A 14260-nucleotide genomic window follows, 5' to 3' on the forward strand; every position below is an offset into this window, starting at 1 on the left:
CCAAAGTGATCGCCATTGATGTGAGCGACGGCCAGCTGGCGCTGGCAAAAGAGATGGGTGCCGACCTGGTGGTGAACTCCGCCAGTGAAGACGCGACGCGCTTTATTCAGGAAAAAACCGGCGGGGCGCACGCGGCCGTCGTGACCGCCGTGGCCAAAGCCGCCTTTAACTCGGCGGTAGATGCGGTCAGAGCCGGGGGACGGGTGGTGGCAGTCGGACTTCCGCCGGAAGCGATGAGCCTGAATATCCCGCGTCTGGTACTCGATGGCATTCAGGTGGTGGGATCGCTGGTCGGCACCCGCAACGATCTGGCGGAAGCCTTCCAGTTTGCGGCGGAAGGAAAAGTGGTGCCTAAGGTCACCAAAAGGAAGATTGGCGAGGTGAATGACATCTTCGATGAGATGATTCACGGCAAAATTCGCGGCAGGATGGTGATCGACTTCACCGGTCACTCTGCCTGATCAGACGCACCTGACCTGATGCTGAAGCCCGCCCTGAGCGGGCTTTTTTGTGACTGAAGTGTTAAATGCCACGGGTTATGCAGTTACCGCCTGGGTTAAAACATTAATAAGCACTGCTTTATGTTTCATGATGTTTTTTTGGCTTGCACTTTACCGGTAACATTATAGTTTAAGAGGTGATGTCGGATTACACACAACTGAAGGAGGGTTATTTATGGCGAAACATCATCTGCTCAAATCCATTGAAATTGCAGCCATTGTGCTGTTTGTCCTGATACTGGCGTATCTGGCGATCACCGGGATTTTGTCCTCAACAGGTATGGACCACGCCTGGCCTTACCCCACTAAGTAACTGAATGCGGCACCAGGGAAAATCATCAATATTATAAACAGATAACCCCCAGCCCACACCTGTGAGGCGGAATACCGGGTTACACCAGACTGACCGAAAGCAGCGTGAGCTCTTCCGTGTCCAGTGACAGACTTTTTTTCGTTTCGAACATAAATTGTTCCAGCGCCTCTTCCACATCATCCCCTTCGATAAAGGCGTGGGTGGTGACGTGATGTTCACCTTCCGGCTTAATGACGTAAGACACAAACCACTTTTTCTTCTGCATGATGCTTCTCCTTCTGATGCTATAACGCGTTGAGAGCGGGCAATCGGTCGCGTGCCATCCGGCATGGCGAACAGCGTGCTGCCGCGCTTGTCAGGGCTGATGACAGGGTTTAATCCAGCGGTGCGGGATGGAGCAGGTCGATCACATCATCGATCTCGTTACTGGCCGCATGACGATCGAGGGCGACAGCGTAGTAGCGTCCTTTACAGTAGTGCCGGGTCACCGCAACGCGGTGGCCGGTATCGCTGTCCGCTTCGCCGCCGGTGGCGGTCTGCAGATGAGGCGGGATCACCAGCTCACTTTCAAGTTGATCGGCTTCAATGATTAACGCGCCACCGTCGCTGGACAACAGCAGATGCTGAATGCGCATAGATTTTCCTCTCCGTCGGATTGCTGACCGGGAAAGTGTAGTTCACTCCGGCAGGTGTGCAGGACGTAAGACGTGGTTCCCTGCTGGTCACGACATCGCAGGCCATAAAAAAGCCCCGCGAACGGGGCTTCTGAATCCATCTGTCACTCAGTTGGTCTGGTCAGCCAGCTTCGGGGCCAGAACGCGTTTACCCATGCGGATGCCGGGCTTCTCAACATATTTGTAGAGCAGCGACGCCAGCGCATAGGTCACCGGGATGGCGGACACGCAGACAATCAGAAAACGCGTCAGATCGCTTTTGAATTCGATATCCGTGTGATTCAGCAGCAGCGCGATCAATGGAATGACAATCAGCAGGTGCAGCAGGTAGACCGAGAACGAGACGTCGCCCAGCCAGGTGCTGAGACGGTTGTTCAGCAGCTTACGCGGCAGAGCAATCAGCTGCGCCATCCGGCTGCCCTGCGGATACTGCCAGAGAATGGCTGTCATACCGACAATCATCAGTGCTTCCATAATCACCTGCAGCTTGATGAAACCCAGACCCATTGCCACGCTGGCAACCGGTCCCAGCAGCGCAAAGGCGACGTAAAGCAGCGATTTGCGGCGGATGGCTTCTGCCAGCAGCATGCCTGACAGAAACATATTCAGCTTAATCAGGATCATCGAAGGCATCTCAAACGCCTCATAATAATCGGCCAGCAGATAGCGTCCGGCGCAGCAGAGCACCATGATAGCGATCAGGGAGGCGGCATAGCCAAACCGCATCGTCACCAGCATGATGAACGGGAACAGCAGATAGAACTGCATCTCCAGTCCGATGCTCCAGTCAGGCAGTACGGTGTTAAAGCCGTACTCGGGCAGCATGCCGAACAGGAAACTGAAGTGGGTCAGCACATTTGCCAGCGACTGGTCGGTGTAACGTGACGACTCGGTTGCCGTGCCGGAGTAGAAATGCGCGATGGTGTCACGCATCTCGCCAAACCACGGCCCGTAAATCAGGGCGATGATTAACAGCAGATAGTAGAGCGGCGCAATGCGGAAAAAGCGGCGGATCCAGAACTTTTTGATCGTTGCGGCGCTTTGCCATGGCTCTTTCTGCTGTCGCTCGACATAGTTTTTCGCCATCAGGTAGCCCGAAAGCAGAATAAACAGATCGACACCGATGCCAGGGGATGAAATCAGTGTGATATGGCAGTGAATCAGCAGGCTGATATGACCTACCAGTACCCAGAGAGAGGCGATGCCGCGTAATCCCTCAAGCTCAGTTGACCAACCTCGTGTTGCAGACATAACTCTTCCTCGTTTTTATCCGACCTTCGGCGCTCACTAAGCCTCAAGGCAACAGATATGTAAACGGCCCTTTACAAAAGTAAGAGGAATCTGAAGAAGAGAATGCTGAAAAAATCAACTTGAAAAGGGTAAAAACGCACAGAAAGTTAAGGGCGCGCAGCCGCACACCCTTAACCATTATTACAGCCCGGAACCTCTGTCAGGCCAGTTTTAACAGGAGCATACCGGTCAGCAGCAGGCTCAGGCCAGCCCAGCCTTTGCGGTTAAGCCGCTGACCAAACAGTACCCAGCCCGCCGCGACGGTGGCGATAATGCCAAAGCCACCCCAGACCGCATAGGCTATCGACAGGTCGATCCCTTTCACCGCCTGGGCAAGCGCGTTGAACGCGAGCAGCACACAGCAGAGTGAAAGCAGCCCGAATAGACGTTTTTTGAATCCATCAGAATATTTAAGGAATATATTGGCGGCAATCTCCAGCAGGATAGCGAGTGCCAGCCAGGCCGCATGGACAAAATCAGCGATGACCATGGTTAACCTCCGCTGATGATTCGGTGCCGGTTTTGATCAGGATGATCCCGACAATCAGTGTCATCAGACCGCCGATCTTCAGCGGTGACAGCGACTCGCCAAACAGCTGCACGCTGAACAGCGTAATCAGCAGGATGCCGATACCTTCCCACAGGGCATAAGCCACGCCCAGGGCGATATGTTTGATGGCGAAACTCAGCAGAATATAAGAACAGGCAATCATAGCCAGCATCATCAGGTAGCCATACTGGCTGCCGCTGAGGCTGGACCATTTCATAAACAGCGTACCGATTATTTCAGTCACGATAGCAAGTGATAATAAAACCCAGGCGTACATGGGGATCTCCAGCAACGAATTAATGACGACCTGCCACGCGTGATTGCGTGCAGACTCAGAACCATATCGAAGCGGAAGGGGACTACAGGGCGTTACGCCAGTGCTTATCAGCGACGTTCCGGGCGGAAAGGAAAGCAGGGGAAATCAGGGAATAAAACACAAAAAGTTTGCGCATAAAGTTTACAACGCATCCACATTGTTGCTTCTCATCAGTGGACGGAAAGTGCCTCCGGTTATCTACACGCAGGATTTATAGCATCCGGCATATCTTGAAATCAACAGCAGATGCTGCTTTGTTTGATTTTGATTAAGGTTTGATGATTTGCAGATGCAGGTTAACGGAAAACAATGTTTGGCATGGGATGGGGGCTTAAAAAAGCCGGGCAATAAGATGCCCGGCGAGATTTGAAGTGACGCTGTCACGATTTAGTCACTGCGCTGTGGGGTGGTGCGCACAGGCGCCTCTCCGGCCACGTAGTAGGCCGCGGTGCTGCGCGGCAGCGGCTCACGTCCACGGATCTTATCGGCAATCTTCTCACCGATCATAATGGTGGTGGCATTCAGGTTACCGGTTATGATCAGCGGCATGATGGATGCATCCACAACGCGTAATCCCTGCAGGCCATGCACCCGTCCTTCGCCATCGACGACCGCCATCGGGTCGTTGCCCATTTTACAGGTGCCGCACGGATGATAAGCGGTTTCGCCGTGATTACGCACGAACTCGTCCAGCTCCTCATCCGTCTGACATTCAATGCCCGGGCTGATTTCGCGGCCGCGATACTTATCCAGCGCGGGCTGGTTGATGATCTCGCGGGTGATGCGAATCGCATCGCGGAATTCGTGCCAGTCCTGCTCATGCGACATGTAGTTAAACAGAATCGCCGGATGGCGGCGCGGATCGCGTGATTTCAGGCGCACATGACCGCGGCTGGGCGAACGCATCGAACCGACGTGATACTGGAAGCCGTGGGCATCAACGGCGTTGGAACCGTTGTAGTTAATCGCCACCGGCAGGAAGTGATACTGAATGTTCGGCCAGCTGAACTCTTCACGGCTGCGGATAAAGCCACCGGCTTCAAACTGGTTACTGGCGCCGACACCGGTGCCATTGAACATCCATTCTGCGCCGATTTTAGGCTGATTCCACCACTTCAGCGCCGGATAGAGTGAAACCGGTTCTTTACACTCATACTGCAGATACATCTCAAGATGGTCCTGCAGGTTTTCACCCACGCCTGGCAGGTCGTGAACCAGCGGAATATCAAACTGCTTCAGCAGTTCGGGCGAACCGACGCCAGAGCGTTGCAGGATCTGCGGCGAGGCGATAGCCCCGGCACAGAGCAGCACTTCACGGCGTGCGGTCGCTTTGTTCAGGGTGTTGCTGTCGCCCTGCAGAAACTCCACGCCCACCGCACGCTTACCGTCAAACAGGATACGGTCGGTGGTGGCATGCGTAATGATCTTCAGGTTGGCGCGGCCTTTAGCCTGATCGAGATAGCCGCGCGCGGTGCTGGAGCGGCGTCCCTGCGGCGTCACGGTGCGGTCCATCGGGCCAAATCCTTCCTGCTGATAGCCATTGAGGTCATCCGTGCGCGGATAGCCCGCCTGCACGCCCGCCTCAATCATCGCTTCAAACAGCACGTTGTTGCCCGCTTTTGGCGTTGCGACGCAGACCGGGCCGTCACCGCCGTGGAAATCGTTCGGGCCGATATCGCGGGTCTCCGCCTTGCGGTAGTAGGGCAGGCAGTCCAGATAACTCCAGTCCTCTAACCCCGGCGCGCTGGCCCAGTTATCGAGGTCCATGGCGTTACCACGGATGTAACACATCCCGTTGATCAGCGACGAGCCGCCCAGGCCTTTACCACGGCCACACTCCATGCGGCGATTGTTCATGTAAGGCTCAGGTTCCGTTTCATAGGCCCAGTTGTAGCGTTTGCCCTGTAACGGATAGGCGAGGGCGGCAGGCATCTGGGTGCGGAAATCAAAACGATAATCCGGGCCGCCCGCTTCCAGCAGCAGGACGCTGACGTTGCTCTCTTCGGTCAGACGGGTAGCCAGAACGTTTCCTGCGGATCCAGCGCCGATAATAATGTAATCAAATTCCATTCATCGTTCCTCAGGTTAAAGGGTGATTAAAAGACTGACTGAAAACGCGTCAGCTCAACCTGCACTGACTTCACCTGGGTGTAACTCTGTAAGGTCATCAGGCCATTTTCACGGCCAATACCGGAGTGCTTGTAGCCTCCGACCGGCATCTCTGCGGCCGATTCACCCCAGGTATTGATCCAGCAGATGCCGGCTTCAATCTGGTGGATGACGCGGTGCGCACGGTTGAGATCCTGCGTCACCACTCCGGCAGCCAGGCCATATTCGGTGTCATTGGCGCGGCGGATCACTTCCTCTTCGCTGTCATAGCTCAGGATCGACATCACCGGTCCGAAGATCTCTTCACGCACAATCTTCATCTCATCACGGCAGTCGGTGAAGACGGTGGGAGCCACCCAGGCCCCCTGATCGAAGTCGCCGCCGGTCAGGCGTTTGCCGCCGCACAGCACGCGTGCGCCTTCAGCGATGCCCGATTCGATGTAACGCATCACGTTGTCGCGATGAGTGAAGCTGACCAGCGGACCAAAATTGGTGGCCGGGTCGCGCAGATCGCCAGCCCTGATGCGGGCAACGCGCTCGCTGATTTTTTCCTCGAAAGCCGCTTTCAGCGACGCGGGGACAAAGACGCGGGTGCCGTTGGTGCAGACCTGACCGGAGCTGTAGAAATTCGCCATCATGGCGATGTCGGCGGCCAGATCGAGGTCGGCATCATCAAAGACGATCAGCGGAGATTTACCGCCCAGCTCCATGGTGACCTCTTTCAGAGTTGATCCTGCGGCATTGGCCATCACCTTTTTGCCGCTGACGACGCCACCGGTAAAGGAGACTTTGTCGATACCCGGATGTTCGGTCAGCAGCTGGCCGGTGACCGCGCCGAGGCCTGGCAGCACGTTGAAGACCCCATCCGGCAGGCCCGCTTCGCTGTAGATTTCCGCCAGTTTCAGGGCGGTGAGCGGGGTCACTTCACTCGGTTTGAAAATCATCGCGTTACCCGCGGCCAGTGCAGGCGCGGATTTCCACAGGGCGATCTGAATCGGGTAGTTCCAGGCGCCAATCCCGGCCACCACGCCCAGTGGTTCGCGGCGGGTGTAGACAAAAGAGGTGTCGCGCAGGGGGATCTGCTGGCCTTCGATGGCGGGGATCAGCCCGGCGTAATATTCCAGTACGTCTGCACCGGTGACGATATCGACAGCGGAGGTTTCGCTGTAAGGTTTACCGGTGTCGAGCATCTCCAGCTCTGCCAGCTCATCGTTACGCTGACGCAGAATATCGACGGCGCGGCGCAGAATGCGCGAACGCTCCATCGCGGTCATCGCGGCCCAGACCTTCTGGCCTTTTCTGGCGGCAGCAACGGCGCGATCGACATCTTCCTGGCCGGCGGCATGAACCTCTGCCAGTACGTCGCCGTTGACCGGATTGATCGTCTGGAAGGTTTCGCCAGACGCTGCGGCCACATAAGCGCCATCAATGTAGAGTTTCTGCTCGTTGAATCGGGACATGTTTTCTCCTTCCGTTATTCGTGCTCGCCAGCCAGTTGCTGACGGATGAACTGGGTGGTCAGTGTGCGGGCGATGACCGGGTCAAAAGGCTTACCGCTCAGCGCTGCGCGCAGCCACAGACCATCTATCAGGGCGGCCAGGCCATGCGCGGCAAGACGCGCTTTTTCCAGCGGAAGCTGACGCCGGAACTCCACCGCCAGGGTGGAGTAGAGCCGCCGGCTGCTGACCCGCTCCAGGCGGTTGAGCTGGGGCTGATGCATGCTGCTTGACCAGAAGTCGAGCCAGGCTTTCATCGCGGCGCTGTGCACCTGGGTTTCATCAAAATTCCCGTCAACGATGGCACACAGTCGCTGTTCAGCCGGGGCATCGGCCAGCGGCCGTAACCGCGTCAGAACCGCTTCGCGCAGCTGCCGCGTCACATCACGCATCGTGGCTTCCAGCAGGCCGTTCTTATCTTTGAAGTAGTGACTGATGATGCCGGTCGAGACCCCCGCGCGCCGGGCGATCTGGGCGATGGTGGCATCATTGATTCCAACTTCGTTAATCGTACTCAGGGTCGCATCGATCAGTTGCCGACGTCGTATCGGCTGCATCCCTACTTTTGGCATAGCTCCGCTCCGGCTCCGCCCTCAAATTGAACCCCTATTTAAACTTTTTTTGATTGCACGTTCAATATAAAAAGAAACTTTGTTAGTGTAGTGTTCTTTAAATGTAGCGTAAGCGAAACGGCAATGAGTGCTAAGCTCACTGTCAGCCGTTACGCTTAAACAGGAAGTAACAGAACGATAGGAGGCCGCACGGCCTGAACACCCCGTGAGCGGCAAATGTTATCCATTGCGTATTTTCAGGATATTAACCAGAGGTAATCGATGAATAATCCACCTGCCGGTGAAAAAGACAGACTCAATCCCGTTGTATTTTATACCTCTGCCGGATTGATTCTGACGTTTTCACTTGTGACGATTCTCTACAGTGAACTGGCCGCGAGCTGGATCCTCAAGGCGGTTAACTGGGTCTCCGCCACCTTCGGCTGGTACTACATGCTGGCTGCCACGCTCTACATTGTCTTTGTGCTCTACATGGCCTGTTCGCGCTTTGGCTCGATCAAGCTGGGGCCGGAGCACGCCAAACCGGAATTCAGCATCCTCAGCTGGTCCGCCATGCTGTTTGCCGCCGGGATCGGGATCGACCTGATGTTCTTCTCGGTGGCTGAACCGGTGACGCAATATATGCAGCCGCCGGAAGGGGCGGGGCAGACGCTGGAGGCGGCCCGTCAGGCGATGGTCTGGACGCTGTTTCACTATGGCCTGACCGGCTGGTCAATGTATGCGCTGATGGGCATTGCGCTGGGCTACTTCAGCTATCGCTATAACCTGCCGCTGACCATCCGCTCCGCGCTCTATCCCATCTTCGGCAAACGCATCAATGGCCCGATTGGTCACACCGTCGATATCGCCGCAGTAGTGGGTACGATCTTCGGTATTGCGACCACGCTCGGCATCGGGGTGGTGCAGCTTAACTATGGCCTGAAGGTGCTGTTTGATATCCCGGAAGGACTGACCGCGCAGACCGCGCTGATCATCCTCTCGGTGGTGATCGCCACCATTTCGGTAACCTCCGGCGTGGACAAAGGTATCCGTATCCTCTCCGAGCTCAACGTGGTGATGGCGCTGGGGCTGATCCTCTTCGTGCTGTTCTTCGGCAACACCGAATTTCTGCTGAATGCGCTGGTGCTGAACGTAGGGGACTACATCAACCGCTTCATGGGCATGACGCTCAACACCTTTGCGTTTGATCGTCCGACGCAATGGATGAACAGCTGGACGCTCTTCTTCTGGGCATGGTGGGTGGCATGGTCGCCTTTTGTCGGCCTCTTCCTGGCGCGTATTTCACGCGGTCGTACCATCCGCGAGTTCGTGCTCGGCACCCTGATCATTCCCTTCACCTTTACGCTGCTGTGGCTGTCGGTGTTTGGTAACGCCGCGCTCTATCAGATTATTCATGGCAATGCGGGATTCGCTCAGGAGGTGATGAATCATGCGGAGCGCGGCTTCTACAGCCTGCTGGCGCAGTATCCGGCCTTTAAACTCAGCGCCTCTGTCGCGACGATCACCGGTATGCTCTTCTACGTCACCTCTGCGGACTCCGGATCGCTGGTGCTGGGGAACTTCACCTCACGTCTCAAAGACATCAACAGCGATGCGCCCAACTGGCTGCGTATCTTCTGGTCGGTAGCGATCGGGGTTCTGACACTGAGTATGCTGATGGCGAACGGCATCTCGGCCCTGCAGAACACCACGGTGATCATGGGTCTGCCGTTCAGCTTTGTGATCTTCTTTGTGATGGCGGGGCTCTATAAATCGCTGAAGATTGAAGATCACCGTCGCGCCAGCGCCACGCGTGACACCGCGCCCTACCTGGCTCACGCCACCGATCGCCGCACCTGGAAAAAGCGCCTGTCGCGGCTGATGAACTATCCGGGATCACGTTATACCCAGCAGATGATGGAGAAAACCATCTATCCGGCGATGGAAGAGGTCGCGAAAGAGCTGGAGCTGCGGGATGGCCGGGTGTCGCTGGAGAGCGTCGCGCCGGATGAGGCCAACCCGATCGGCTATCTGGATCTGCGTGTGCATCTGGGCGAAGAGCAGGACTTCATCTATCAGGTCTGGCCGCAGCAGTACTCGATTCCGGGCTTTACCTATCGCGCCCGCAGCGGTAAATCGACCTACTACCGGCTGGAAACCTTCCTGATGGAGGGCAGCCAGGGTAACGACCTGATGGACTACAGCAAGGAGCAGGTGATCATCGACATTCTGGATCAGTACGAGCGGCACCTGAACTTCATCCATCTCAACCGTGAGGCACCGGGCAGCAATATCAGTTTCCCGAGCGCCTGATGCCAGGCCCGTCCGCACACTGCGGGCGGGCTTTTTTTTGCCGTCAGCGGCAGGCAATGCCACGCCGGACGCGCATATCGACTATCTTTAGGGCTTAACTGGCCTGATGCCTGAAGGTGTAGACAGGGAGTCATATGGGAAAAATATTCAGTACGTTTCTGCCGCTCTACACCACCACGCTGCTGATGCTGCTGGGCTCCGGTCTGCTGACCACCTATGTTTCACTCCGGCTGGCGAGCGAGCAGGTGAACGGTGCACTTATCGGTGCCATCATCGCGGCAAACTATATTGGTCTGGTGATTGGAGGCAAAGTCGGGCACAACCTGATCGCCCGCGTCGGCCATATCCGCGCCTATGTCGCCTGTGCCGGGATCATTACCGCCTCGGTGATTGGCCACGGGCTGACCGACTTTATTCCGCTGTGGGTGTTTCTGCGTCTGATCATCGGGCTCTGCATGATGTGCCAGTACATGGTGCTGGAGAGCTGGCTCAACGACCAGGCGGAATCCTCTCAGCGCGGCATGATCTTCGGCTTGTATATGGTCGCGACCTATCTGGGGCTGAGCGGCGGTCAGGTGGTGCTGAGCCTGCAGAGTGGCTTTGGCGTGAGTACGCTGCTGATCGTGGCGCTATGCTTCGCACTCTGTCTGGTGCCGATTGCGCTGACCACCCGTACCCATGTCAGGCCTATGACCCCCGCGCCGATGGAGCTGGGCTACTTTATCCGCACCATTCCCAAACTGCTCGGCACCACGCTGGTAACCGGCATGGTGATCGGGGCGTTTTACGGGCTGGCGCCGGTTTACGGTAGCAGCAAAGGCTTCACCACCAGTCAGACCGGCTACTTTATGAGCCTGACGATTTTTGCCGGTCTGGTTTCACAGTTCCCGCTGAGCTGGCTTTCCGACCGCTACGACCGTCAGCGGCTGTTATTTATCATCGCGCTGCTGTTTGCCGTCTCCTGCGTGCCGCTGATTATGCTGCCGCATCTTACCTTTCACTGGATGATAGGCATCGCCTTTGTGGCCAGTATGATGCAGTTCGCGCTCTATCCGCTGCAGGTTGCGCTGGCGAACGATCAGGTTGCCCCCGAGCGACGGGTGTCGTTAACCGCCTGTCTGCTGATGGCGTTTGGGATTGGTGCCAGTATCGGGCCGCTGGTGGTAGGGGCGCTGATGCAGCCGCTGGGCAGCAATATGCTCTATCTCTTCTTTGCCGTCTGCGCGCTGGTAACGGGCGGGCTGAGCTATGTGCGAACGCCACGTCCGCTGCCGACAACCGAAGTGCCGCTGCCGCATGTGGTAATGCCTGATAGCCTGGCAACCTCACCGCTGGGTGCGGCCCTGAACCCGACGCTGGAAGAGGAGGTGATCCAGGCGTCAATGGGCGGTCAGGAGCCGGAAGAGGAGAGCGATGAATCTGAAGAGCAGCCAGAAGCCGGGAAAGAGCCGGACCATCGCGCCACGGATAAGACGCAGCCCTAGCGCCGGGCCACGGTCTGCACCCTTGAGGCAGAATGTCCCGATCTGACCCCACTTTGTCTCTCCGCTGACTCGACAGCCGGGCCGCCACGCGCGAAGCTGACGCATCATCCTGACAGGAGTGCCGCCATGCCTGAACTTCGCCCCCGCTGTGAACGCTGTGACTGTGACCTGCCGCCATCTTCCCTGGCGGCACGGATCTGCTCATTTGAATGCACCTTCTGCGCGGAATGTGCCGAACACCTGCAACATCGTTGCCCCAACTGCGGCGGAGAGATGGTGCGCCGCCCGGTGCGTCCGGCGGAGAAGCTGGAGGCGTATCCGGCGAAAACGCGCCCCTGATCTGCCGCGGGGCCTGCCCGCTTTCCCACTGCGCTGCCGTTGCTTGTGTCGGTGCAGAGGCGGATCTGGCTATACTGTGCAGAGGCTTTAGCGACGCAGGCGGAGGATCAATGTCTTACCAGTTTCTGGAGGGGTCAGCGTGGCGGCATATCTGGGTCGTGGGCGATCTGCACGGCTGCCGCGCTGAACTGGATGCGCGGTTACAGCAGCATCAGTTTGATCCGCAGCAGGACCTGTTGATTGCCGTGGGTGACCTCATCGATCGCGGGCCCGACAGCCTGGGGTGCCTGGCGCTGCTGAAGCAGCCCTGGTTTCGCAGCGTGAAGGGCAACCATGAGGAGATGGCCCTTTCAGCGTTACAGGGTCACGAAAAGCAGCGCTGGCAGATGAACGGCGGCGGCTGGTTCTGGCGGCTGCGCGGCAGTGCTATCATTTCGGCGCGTCACGCGCTGCTGCGCTGTCGCGATCTGCCGCTGATCGTGCATTTACAGCTGGGTGCGCGCACCGTGGTGATTGCCCATGCGGATTACCCCGCCGCGGAGTACGCCCTGGATAAACCGCTGGACTGGGAGCAGGTGGTCTGGAGCCGTCAGCGGCTGGAGGGGCTTCAGTCCGGCGCAGAAAGCGGCATCCGCGGGGCAGATGCCTTTTATTTTGGTCATACACCGCTGAAGGAGCCGCTGACGGTGGCCAACCTGCACTATATCGACACCGGTGCGGTGTTTGGCCATCATCTGACGATGGTTCAGCTGCAGTAATTTCAGCGGAACAGACGCCCGTCCCGCACCAGCTCGCGGGGGTAGCTGTTCTTGATACGGCTGCCGACTTTCTTTGCCAGCCCCAGCGGCTGCTGCTGATAAGTGACAATCATCTCATTACCGGCGGGTTCGCTTTCCGGATAGATATCCCGCCCGCGATACCACTCTTCTGCCTCGGCTGCCGTCAGTTCGAAGGCGTGCTTCGCATCCGGTTGCGCCAGCGCGATGACCGCCTCATGCTGCCAGCGATAGCCTTTCGCGAAGGTTTCAGCCAGCTTCAGGCCAATTCTTGAGAAACGCACTCTGCCCAGCAGCGGGGTGACGGCCTCCGGGAACAGCCAGATCTCTTTATCACGCTGCCACAGCACCAGCGAATCGTCCCAGCGGAGTGAGACGGCGGCGGCGGCCTGAATGATGTCGCTCTCCAGCTTGCGGCTGACGTGCGAGAAGGGCAGCTTGCCGACTTTATAGTCCGGTGCAGGCAGCGGGTCGACCGACGCAGTTTTGCGCAACCGGGCCACAAAAAAGCCTTCGCTGTCGAACATCTGCGGGAAAACGTGCAGATAGCCCTCTGGCGTAGCGGCCAGCTCCGCCCCCGCAAACAGTTCGTTGAGCGGCAGGATCTCCACGGCGTCGGGGTAACGCTGCAGCAGCCAGGCGATGACCTGCTGATTCTCAATCTGATTCAGGGTGCAGGTCGAGTAGACCAGCGTGCCGCCCGGTTTAAGGGCATGGAAGGCGCTGTCGAGCAGGTCGCGCTGGGTGGCGGCAATCTCTTCTGTACTGGCCAGCGACCAGTTTCTCAGGGCATCGGGATCTTTCCGCATCACCCCTTCGCCTGAGCAGGGGGCGTCAAGCAGGATGGCGTCAAACTGTTCCGGCAGCGCAGGACCGAAAACCCGGGCGTCGAAATGTGTCAGCGCACTGTTGGTGACGCCGCAGCGGGTAATATTGGCGTGCAGGACTTTCACCCGGCTGGAGGAGAACTCATTGGCCAGAATGATACCCTGATTGCCCATCCTGGCCGCAATCTGGGTGGTTTTTGAACCCGGTGCCGCCGCCATATCCATCACGGCGCTGACCGCGGTCTGAGCGTCGAACAGGGCGGTGACCGGCAGCATGGAGCTGGCTTCCTGAATATAGAACAGGCCGCTGAGGTGTTCCGCGACGCTGCCCAGTGGCAGGCTCTCATCTTCCCGGCTGATCCAGAATCCCTCTTCGCACCACGGCACCGGCGTAAGCTGCCACTCATAGTCAGCGGTGAGACGCAGGAAGTCAGCCACGCTGATCTTCAGGGTATTCACCCGCAGCGTGCGGCGCAGCGGCTGCTGACTGATGGCGAGGAACTGCGCGAAGCTGGCCTCATCGGGCAGGCTCTGGCGCATTAAAGAGAGAAAATCGGCGGGGAAAAGCGAAGCAGCATCTGACACGGGCACATTCCAGTTAAGGCAAAGGCGGCAGTGTACCATGCAGAAAGGAAACGGGCAGCCAGGTTGCCCGTCTCAGGAGGAATAAGTCTGGCGCGGTTTTGCGCAGATGAGATTGCTCAGGCATACAGCCCGCGGAA

The 14260-nt window shown here is 57.7% G+C and carries 15 protein-coding genes; 6 read left to right on the top strand and 9 right to left on the bottom strand.

The features are described from left to right. Positions 1–461, top strand: a 461-nt coding sequence (locus tag CKF42_RS03455) for a zinc-binding dehydrogenase (protein WP_146239914.1), incomplete at its 5' end; no start/stop codon positions are given. A gap of 214 nt (positions 462–675) precedes the next feature. Beyond that, complete coding sequence (locus CKF42_RS21205) at positions 676–813, top strand: hypothetical protein (protein ID WP_009089769.1); 138 nt, start codon at positions 676–678, stop codon at positions 811–813. A gap of 79 nt (positions 814–892) precedes the next feature. Here CKF42_RS21205 and CKF42_RS03460 read toward each other — a convergent pair whose 3' ends face one another. The 8 genes from CKF42_RS03460 to betI form a co-directional block, all read right to left on the bottom strand. Continuing rightward, the gene (locus CKF42_RS03460) at positions 893–1078 is read right to left on the bottom strand and encodes a hypothetical protein (RefSeq protein ID WP_009089771.1); all 186 of its coding nucleotides are present in this window, start codon (positions 1076–1078) and stop codon (positions 893–895) included. Between the two features lie 109 nt (positions 1079–1187). Then, positions 1188–1448, bottom strand: a complete 261-nt coding sequence (locus CKF42_RS03465; RefSeq protein ID WP_009089772.1) for a hypothetical protein — start codon at positions 1446–1448, stop codon at positions 1188–1190. Between the two features lie 147 nt (positions 1449–1595). After that, entirely contained in the window at positions 1596–2738 is a 1143-nt protein-coding gene (locus CKF42_RS03470) for an acyltransferase (RefSeq protein WP_111207552.1), read from the bottom strand. A gap of 199 nt (positions 2739–2937) precedes the next feature. Beyond that, a complete protein-coding gene (gene mdtI / locus CKF42_RS03475) occupies positions 2938–3267 on the bottom strand; it encodes a multidrug/spermidine efflux SMR transporter subunit MdtI (RefSeq protein WP_111207553.1) in 330 nt (109 codons plus the stop codon). Further along, on the bottom strand, positions 3254–3604 hold the full coding sequence (gene mdtJ, locus CKF42_RS03480; protein WP_111207554.1) for a multidrug/spermidine efflux SMR transporter subunit MdtJ: 351 nt from the start codon (positions 3602–3604) through the stop codon (positions 3254–3256). The genes mdtI and mdtJ overlap by 14 nt, the downstream gene beginning before the upstream one ends. Positions 3605–4030: 426 nt before the next feature. Then, a complete protein-coding gene (betA, locus tag CKF42_RS03485) occupies positions 4031–5713 on the bottom strand; it encodes a choline dehydrogenase (RefSeq protein ID WP_111207555.1) in 1683 nt (560 codons plus the stop codon). Between the two features lie 26 nt (positions 5714–5739). Then, positions 5740–7212: a betaine-aldehyde dehydrogenase gene (betB, locus tag CKF42_RS03490; protein WP_009089781.1), complete on the bottom strand. Its 1473-nt coding sequence runs from the start codon at positions 7210–7212 to the stop codon at positions 5740–5742. 14 nt (positions 7213–7226) lie between these two features. Beyond that, positions 7227–7820 carry a transcriptional regulator BetI gene (betI, locus tag CKF42_RS03495; protein WP_009089782.1) on the bottom strand — a complete coding sequence of 198 codons (594 nt, stop codon included), beginning with the start codon at positions 7818–7820 and terminating at the stop codon, positions 7227–7229. Between the two features lie 261 nt (positions 7821–8081). On the opposite strand from betI, the gene CKF42_RS03500 reads away from it, so the two are divergent. From CKF42_RS03500 to CKF42_RS03515, 4 genes are all read left to right on the top strand, one after another. Then, on the top strand, positions 8082–10112 hold the full coding sequence (locus CKF42_RS03500; protein WP_111207556.1) for a choline transporter: 2031 nt from the start codon (positions 8082–8084) through the stop codon (positions 10110–10112). A 134-nt stretch (positions 10113–10246) separates the two neighbouring features. Further along, positions 10247–11596 carry an MFS transporter gene (locus CKF42_RS03505; protein WP_111207557.1) on the top strand — a complete coding sequence of 450 codons (1350 nt, stop codon included), beginning with the start codon at positions 10247–10249 and terminating at the stop codon, positions 11594–11596. A 126-nt stretch (positions 11597–11722) separates the two neighbouring features. Further along, complete coding sequence (locus tag CKF42_RS03510) at positions 11723–11935, top strand: DUF1272 domain-containing protein (protein ID WP_111207558.1); 213 nt, start codon at positions 11723–11725, stop codon at positions 11933–11935. Between the two features lie 110 nt (positions 11936–12045). Further along, on the top strand, positions 12046–12693 hold the full coding sequence (locus CKF42_RS03515) for a metallophosphoesterase (protein ID WP_111207559.1): 648 nt from the start codon (positions 12046–12048) through the stop codon (positions 12691–12693). A gap of 2 nt (positions 12694–12695) precedes the next feature. Here the strand turns inward: CKF42_RS03515 and rsmF are convergent, their stop codons facing one another. After that, entirely contained in the window at positions 12696–14129 is a 1434-nt protein-coding gene (gene rsmF / locus CKF42_RS03520; protein ID WP_111207560.1) for a 16S rRNA (cytosine(1407)-C(5))-methyltransferase RsmF, read from the bottom strand. Positions 14130–14260 lie beyond the last annotated feature (131 nt).

It is taken from the genome of Pantoea sp. ARC270 (assembly GCF_003236725.1).
Classification (GTDB): Bacteria; Pseudomonadota; Gammaproteobacteria; order Enterobacterales; family Enterobacteriaceae; genus Pantoea; species Pantoea anthophila.